Genomic DNA, 8,255 nt, shown 5'->3' with positions numbered 1-8,255 from the left:
GCGCCGTAGTTTACGGCGAAGTTGGATTGGGTGGTTTCGCCGGCTAGTTTGCCTTCGGTGTTGTAGATTTCAACTTTGGACGGCATGTAGATTTCTTTGGAAACCTTGACGGCGCCGCTGTAGTTGAACGTGGCCATCATTCGACCACTTTGACGGTACCATTCACGCTTTTCGATAATGCGCGTATCAGGATTGACCCATACTCGATGGCGAGAAGAGTCCTCTGGGTCTTTCCAGGTGACATCGAATACAAAATTGCCGTTTGATTCTTTTCGGATGTACTTTGCATTGGCAATCTGCAACAGACCGGGGGTGATGAACCCGAAATCAAGTGAAGTGGTGCGTTTTCCGGGCGAATGAGTGATATCTTCAACATCGCGAATATGCCATACCGGTACTGCACTGAGTTTCTTGTTGTCTTTGAGGACAAAGAGCATTTTAACACCGGCAACGGTGCCTTCCATACGTACGCGTCCAGGTTCCTTATATTGAACAGTCGCAGAGCCTTTGAGCATGCGATACCCTAGAGCAAAGTCCTTGCTTATCTTCATTAGTTCGTCTTGGTTTGCTTTGACTGCTTTTGCTGTTAATTTAAAGTCTTTAATGTCGTTCTGAACGTAATCATCCAACTTGGGCGCAGCACATGCGGTGAGCGCCAATAATAGTGTTGCTAAGCTTACAATTAATCTCATCGTTAAGAATGCCTCTCCTATGTATTCTTTCTTTCTGTTGACTTTTGGCTATTTTAGCACAGCCACCAAAAAACTTAGACAGAACCCTTTCTTAAGTTGTAGAATTGATAACTGATATGAGCTTGTCTAATTGTTGGAGGACTTTGTGATTTCATTAACTGGAAACTGGTCTCTTTGTGATTTTGAACCATCAACTGGCCTAATGGCTGGCGCGCATAATCTCGGTTTCGATGAATCAAGTTGTATATCATGCCCTGTCCCAGGCGATGTGCATACTTCCCTTGAATCTATCGGCAGAATCCCTAACCCTTATTACGATAATAATGCAGAGCAAGTTCGATGGGTTGAGCAGAAGGAATGGTGGTATCGTACGCGCTTCACAATACCTCCCGCTAACTCCGATGAACGAGTCGAACTCGTTTTCGATGGCGTCGATACGTTCGCCACTGTTTTCTTAGACGGCGAAGTGATTGGGGAGTGTCAGAATATGTTCACTCCCTATCGATTTGATATCACTAAATGGGCAAAGGAGGGGGGAGAGCATCTGGTGGCGGTCTGTTTCCACCCGATAACCCCGCGCCTCGATGCCATTCATGAGAGGCGTTTACCGGAGATGCCCGGTTTCTGGGGGGATTACTATGGTCCCCGCGTTTGGGCACGTAAGTCGTCGATGCACTTTGGATGGGATTGGGGTCCTCGGTTAGTGGTTTGCGGGTTGTGGAAAGAAGTGAGGGTTGAGACCCACCGTTATGCCCGTATCAACAGTTTGCAGACAAGCACCATTAAACTGCGCCCTCACAAGGCGGTTGTGGATGTGGATGTGGCGGTTGAGCGGTATGGGTTTGAGGATTCACTCGATGTTAAAGTGCGCATCTGTGATGGCTCGAAGGCGTGGGAGCAGACGGCGGTCATTAATGGTGATAAGGTATCCATTAACTTCATTATCCCCGATCCCAAACCCTGGTGGACGCATGATTTAGGTGAGCAAACGCTTTATAAGCTTGAAGCTATTTTGCTGAAAGATGGGCAGGAGATAGATTTACGCAAGGAGCAATTCGGTATCCGCACTATTCATCTCGATCAATCGCCTGGAAGGGAAGAGGGAACGAAGAACTTTACCTTCGTTTTGAATGGGGTGCACATCTTTGCCAAAGGCGCTGATTGGATCCCTTGCGATCACCGTACGGGGGCAGTTTCTTTCGAGCACACCAAAGCCGTTACCCAATTAGCGAAAGAGGCCAACATGAATATGCTGCGGGTGTGGGGCGGCGGCATCTATGACGATAACCTGTGCAAAGCCTGTGATGAACTCGGTATTTTGATTTGGCAGGATTTCATGTTTGCCTGCTCAGCTATACCAGACCACGATGAGGATTTCGTCGCCGAGGTCAAGCGTGAGGCTGAGGTGGCAATCGAGATGCTGGGCAACCATCCGTGCATGGCGCTTTGGTGCGGTAATAATGAAAACCAATGGCTTGATGAGCTTATCAACTGGCAGGGATGGCCGGATAGACGATGCCCGGGTTCGATGATTTACGATGAAGTGCTGCCATCTGTTTTGCGCCGAATGCGTCCTCACGATACCTATTGGCCAGGTTCGCCTTATGGGGGTTCGGATCATAATGATGAGCGAGAAGGCGATCGCCACAACTGGCAGCCATGGGGTGGGATGATGCAGATGCGCCGCTTTGGTGAAAACGCCGCCATCGCCGTCACCCCCGAAACAGTGAGCTTCCGCAACTACGCCAAGGACACAGGGCGCTTCATCAGCGAGTATGGTATCCACGGCTCGCCTATGATTGAATCGCTCGTTAAGAATATTCCTCCCGATGAGCGTTTTTACGACAGCCCTGCTTTCATAAATCGCATTAAAGACCCCAATTTGGAGCGTAAGGAACGGATGATGCTCGCCCATACGGGGCTGCCGAGTGATTTGGAGCAGTATGTGCTGTTCTCCTCTTTAATTCAGGCGGAAGGGCTGAGGTTTGCTATCGAGCACTATCGCCGCCGCATGTTTGAATGCAGCGGGTCGCTCTTTTGGCAGCTCAACGATAGCTGGCCCGGCATCAGTTGGAGCGTGCTCGATTACTACCTGCGCCCCAAAGCCAGCTACTACTATATTCGCAGAGCCTACGACCCTGTTCTCTTCTCGTTGCGCTGGAAGGACGGCGCGATTGAAGTGTGGGGAGTAAACGACACTCTCCGCCCTATCCGAGGCCGCGCGCAGATGCAGTTAATGGAATTCGACGGCAAAATAAGGTGGCATCAGGAGTGGGAATATGCACTGCAGCCCAATAGCAGTTCATTACTTCTAACTATTTACGACATCCCCCTTGTCGACCCGGAACGTTCCGTCTTCCGAGTGCACAGCCTGGATGGTCAATTCCGAGATAACGTCCTGCTCGTCAACGAGTTCAAAGACCTAAAACTGCCTCCTACGGAAATCTCCATAGAGACAGTATTAGTTAGCGACAACGCCTACATGGTCACCCTGCGATCCCCCGTCTACACCCACTTCGTCCATTTCGGCGGAGTAGCCGACCTAAAGGCGGAGGACAACTATTTCTCTCTCTTCCCCAACGAACCCAGGGCAGCGTTGGTTATTCTGCCGCTGGGAGTAGAAGTAGGCCAGTTGGTGGTTAGGTCGTTGAACGGTTAGTTCGCAACACTCAGGGAAGCGGGTTATCTTACTCGTTTCCTTACTATTTCTATTGACTAAGGGGCAACTATATTTACTGGGTCTTTCATTTAGTTGTGCTACAGCTTATATCCTTGGGGTAGAATTCAAACCGTTTGCAATAATTTTTAACCGGAAGGTATGAACATGGGCAAAACCTTACTAGACAAGCAAGTGTCGGAAGTACTAACTCCTGAAATGATTTCATCTTATCAGGCAGAGTTCCAAACCGACCCGCGCAATAAGTTGCTGATGAATTTCCTCAGCAATGCGCAACCTAGCCAGGCCATGATGCAGGACCGCATGCGTAAATCTGCGGCCAACCATATATACTCTCATATGATTAAGACCCTGGCGGCCACAAACCAAAAGGGGAGCGGTCGCTGTTGGATGTATGCGGGTCAAAACGTTATGCGCCAAAAAGCGGCAGTGAAGTTTAACTTGGAGAACTTCGAATTTTCTCAGAACTACACTATGTTCTGGGACAAGATGGAGAAGTCCAATTTCTTCCTTGAGACGATTTTGAAGACGCTCGATGAGCCGAACGACAGCCGATTGCTGAAAGGCATTATGGGCGGTCCCGTCGAAGACGGCGGACAATGGCACATGCTCGTGAACGTCCTTAATAAATACGGTGTAGTACCCGCTGATGCGATGCCGGAGACCGATAGCAGCAGCAACACCGGTACGTTAAGCAATTATTTGACTTCGCATTTAAGGAACTGCGCAATTAACCTTCGCGATATGTATCGGAAGGGCGCAAAGATCGATGAGCTTCATGGGTTGAAGGATGAGATGCTGGCCAATGCTTATAAGATATTGGTCTTCCACCTTACCGAACCGCCCAAGACGTTCAGTTGGCAGTACCGCGACAAGGATGACAAGTTCGTCCGCATCAAGGATATGACTCCGCAGGAATTTACCACGGAGCATATGACCTACGATTTCAATTCAAAGGTCTGCCTTATCCACTGCCCGATGAACGAAATGGAATTCAATAAAGTCTATACAATCGAGCACCTGGGCAACGTGGTTGGCGGGGATATGATCCGTTATGTCAACGTCAGCATGGACATCTTCAGAAAAGCTACTTTAGACCAGATACTCGATGACGAACCGGTCTGGTTCGGTTGCGACTGCGGACCTGAAATGGATCGCGAGTTCGGCTATTGGGATGTTGATATGTACAGCCCCGAACTGTTCTATGGCGAGAAATGGAAGTACAACAAGGCTCAGCGCTTGGAATATGGCATGAGCTCCATGAACCACGCCATGGTATTCACCGGCGTCGATTTAGACGACGACGGTAAGCCGTTGAAGTGGCGCGTTGAGAATAGCTGGGGAACCGATAAAGGCAACGCCGGTTTCTTCTGCATGACCGACCGCTGGTTCGAAGAGTACAACTACGAAGTAGCCGTCGACAAGAAGTACCTTCCTCAGGAAGTCCTTGACATCCTGGACATGGAACCAATCGTCCTACCCCGCTGGCACCCAATGGGTACGCTAGCTTTGTAGGTTAATTATAAAAATCCCCTGGGCGTTAACGCCCAGGGGATTTGTTTTTTTAGGTTCTATCGTTTATCGAAAATGTGTCATTCTCCTTCTTCCGGACTGCCCTTCGATACTGCCTTCGGCCTACTCAGTGAAGCGGAAGAGGATTAGTGACAGTCCCCCCATCTGTATCTTTGGTCTTCCTCTGTTTTAATGGACACCCTCAACCACTTGTTTTGCGATGAGTTGTTGCTCATAGACAACAGGGCAAAGATACCCTAGACTCGAATGTAAACGCTCTCGATTGTTAAAGACTTCGATATACTCGAATATCGCTTGACGCGCCTCTTGGCGGGTGCGGAACTTGACATTCGTCACCAGCTCCCGCTTGAGGGTGCCAAAGAAACTCTCCATCGGGGCATTGTCCCAAACGTTGCCTTTGCGACTCATCGAGCAGCGCATCCCATACGCCTCCAGTTGCATGCGATAGGCCTCACTGGCATACACACTCCCCCGATCCGAATGGTGCAGTAAACCAGGAGCCGGTCTTCGACGGGTATAGGCCATCTGTAAGGCTTCGAGTACCAACGAACTTTGCAGATGTTCTCCCATGCTCCATCCCACTGGCAGGCGCGAGCATAAGTCCAGGACGCCAGCCAGATACAACCAGCCTTCCTGAGTGGGAATAAAGGTGAGGTCACTAGCCCACACTTGGTTCGGTTCACTCACCTTAAAGGCACGTGCTAACACGTTGGGTGCTACCGCCAGGGCATGTCCCGAATCGGTGGTTGAGACATACCGACGCTTGGGCCGCGCACCAAGCCCGTGCTGAGCCATCAGTCGTTCGACCCGTCCTCGACTACAAAGCACCCCGTGCGCCCAAAGCTGATGAGTGATGCGAGGACTACCATAGATGCGCCGGCTCTTTACAAAGGCTTGTTCAATCTGCTCCAGTAATTGCCGGTTCTGCTCCTGGCCTCGGCTGGGACCACGCCCGCGAAAAGCATAGTAGCCACTCCGAGAAACCTGTAGAACCCGGCAGAGTAGCTTGACCGAATACTCCTGAACATGAGCAGCTAGGAAGGCGTACCTCACCGCTGCTCTCTGGCAAAGTACGCCGCCGCTTTTTTTAGGATCTCTCGCTCCTGCCGAAGCGTCGCCAACTCGCGTTTGAGACGCCGGTTCTCTTCCTACAGAGTCTCTGAGCGAATGACGGGAAGTCCTCCCTTGTGACGGGTTTTCTTGACCCAGTCTCGTAACGACCAAATGCTCACTCCCAAATCTTGGGCGATCTGAGCCACACTGCATTTGCTCTCCAACTCCAGACGAACCGCTTCTTGCCGAAACTCGTGCGTATACCGATTCATCACCTGAACACCTCTTCCTTATTATGGGACTTAAGGTGTCCTTTTTTTTAGGGGAAAACCAGGGTTAATTCTGCTGTATACCCTTCGATACGGCCTTAAGGCCTACTCAGGGATACGGATTTGAGAAAGAGAAGGAGACGCACTATAGTCCCACTTGGAAAGAGGGACTAATCTAAATACGCTGAACACTTCCCCTTGATGTCGTGCCTGTTGGTTAGGTAGAATATTTAACATCTCACACTGTCCCTGATTTCGCTCGGGTGCCGAGGGGTCTCGGTCGAGCCGGAAGTTTGACGGGGCAGGAGGTAATAACCCAGGAGGAATAACACAGCATGGCTGGACTCACAATGAAAGAGTTGCTGGAAGCCGGAGTACATTTCGGGCACCCAACTCGCCGATGGAATCCCAAAATGAAGCGCTACATTTATGGCGCGCGAAACGGGATCTACATTATCGATCTTCATCAATCCATGAAACTCTTTGACGATGCCATTAAATTCGTCGAGGAAATCATCCAAGACAACGGCACAATGCTCTTCGTCGGCACAAAGAAGCAGGCTCAGTCCGCAATTAAAGAGTCGGCGCTTATGTGCAAGCAATACTTCGTTGTCGAGCGTTGGATGGGCGGTATGTTGACTAACTGGAAAACTTTCCAGGAAAGAATTGCCCGTCTTCGAGAGCTGGAGCGATTGATTGGCGAAGGCTATCTCGAAAGATTGCCCAAAAAGGAAGCCGCTCAGCGCAAGGAAGAATACGATCGGCTTGAGCGATATCTCGAGGGCATAAAGGATATGCCTAAACTGCCTTCAGCGATGTTTGTCGTCGACCTGAAGAAGGAAGAAATTGCCGTACACGAAGCCAGAGTGCTCGGTATTCCCATCGTTGCTATCGTTGATACGAACTGTGATCCGGATGACGTGGATTATGTTATTCCCGGAAATGACGATGCGATTAGAGCTATCCGGCTCATCGCCGGCAGGATTGCTGATACAATTGCCGAAGTGAAGCACCTTAACGATCCGGTTGAAATCGTTGAGGTAGAAGAGGAAGTTGCTGAACTCGAAGATATAGATATCCCTGAAATTCCTCTCGAAGTCGCAGATGAAGAGACCCTCGAAAAGTTAGAGGTTATCGAGGAATTGCCTGTGCAATTGGGCGATTTAGAGAAGGAACTTCGTAAAGCATACCTTGAGGAATCGGGTAAACCTGGCGAAAAAAGGGATGAAGAGAATGAAGGGCTTGGGCGCAAGCCACGCAGTCGCAACATAGTCGAGAAGCAAAAAGAGGATTAACTATGGAAATTAATGCTAAGCAAGTAAAAGAACTTCGGGAACTAACTGGCGCCGGTATGATGGATTGCAAGGGTGCGCTGGTAGAGACCGGAGGCGATATTGATAAGGCGCAAACACTCTTGCGTGAAAAGGGCGCTGTTGTGGCTGCAAAGCGAGCAGGGCGTTCTGCAACTCAGGGATTAATCGTTGCAGCTTCCCGAGATAACGGGAAGGTAGGCGTGTTAATCGATCTGCGTTGCGAAACTGACTTTGTTGCCCGCAACGAGGAATTTCAAGAGCTAGCAAAAGAGATCTCTGAATATGTTGCTGATTGTGCAGCGGATACGACTCCAATAGACGAAATTCGACAAGGGAAATTACCTTCTCGCGGCGAAACGGTAGTTGATGCGATTCAGGGTGCGGTGGGTAGGATCGGAGAAAAAATTGAGCTGGCGCGAGCCGCTAAATTTACCCTCAGCGCGCCTGAGGGGATAGTTGATGCTTATGTGCACCACGATAGCCGATCCGGTTCGATGGTCGAGATGGTCGCTGAGAACCTCCCTGCGGATGCAGTTGAGGAGCTTCAGAAGCTGGCTCATGAAATCGCGCTACAGGTCGTTGTCTTTTCGCCGATTTTCCTAACACGCGAGGATATCCCTCAGAGTTTAATCGACGAAGAGCTTCGTATTCAGCGTCAGATTGCAATTGAAAAAGAGGGCAAGCCTGAGCAAGTCGCCGAAAAGATCGCTCTAGGACG

At 50.0% G+C, this 8,255-nt stretch carries 4 protein-coding genes and 2 pseudogenes; 4 read left to right on the top strand and 2 right to left on the bottom strand.

What is annotated here, in order from left to right:
• On the bottom strand, window positions 1-692 hold a 692-nt coding region (locus tag WCO51_06900; protein MEI6512988.1), incomplete at its 3' end, for a hypothetical protein.
• A gap of 145 nt (window positions 693-837) precedes the next feature.
• On the opposite strand from WCO51_06900, the gene WCO51_06895 reads away from it, so the two are divergent.
• A complete protein-coding gene (locus WCO51_06895; GenBank protein ID MEI6512987.1) occupies window positions 838-3,351 on the top strand; it encodes a sugar-binding domain-containing protein in 2,514 nt (837 codons plus the stop codon).
• Window positions 3,352-3,516: 165 nt separating this feature from the next.
• Window positions 3,517-4,884 (top strand): C1 family peptidase, encoded by a 1,368-nt coding sequence (locus WCO51_06890; GenBank protein ID MEI6512986.1) that lies wholly within the window; start codon window positions 3,517-3,519, stop codon window positions 4,882-4,884.
• A 186-nt stretch (window positions 4,885-5,070) separates the two neighbouring features.
• Here WCO51_06890 and WCO51_06885 read toward each other — a convergent pair.
• Window positions 5,071-6,227, bottom strand: a pseudogene (locus WCO51_06885) (IS3 family transposase).
• Window positions 6,228-6,559: 332 nt separating this feature from the next.
• On the opposite strand from WCO51_06885, the pseudogene rpsB reads away from it, so the two are divergent.
• Together rpsB and tsf are read left to right on the top strand one after the other, a co-directional pair.
• A pseudogene (gene rpsB, locus WCO51_06880) lies at window positions 6,560-7,234 on the top strand (30S ribosomal protein S2).
• A gap of 287 nt (window positions 7,235-7,521) precedes the next feature.
• Window positions 7,522-8,255, top strand: a 734-nt coding sequence (tsf, locus tag WCO51_06875; GenBank protein ID MEI6512985.1) for a translation elongation factor Ts, incomplete at its 3' end; no start/stop codon positions are given.

The organism is bacterium (assembly GCA_037131655.1).
Classification (GTDB): Bacteria; Armatimonadota; Fimbriimonadia; order Fimbriimonadales; family JBAXQP01; genus JBAXQP01.
The sequence above is the reverse complement of the archived record's forward strand: the minus strand, read 5'-3'. Positions and strand labels throughout refer to the sequence as shown.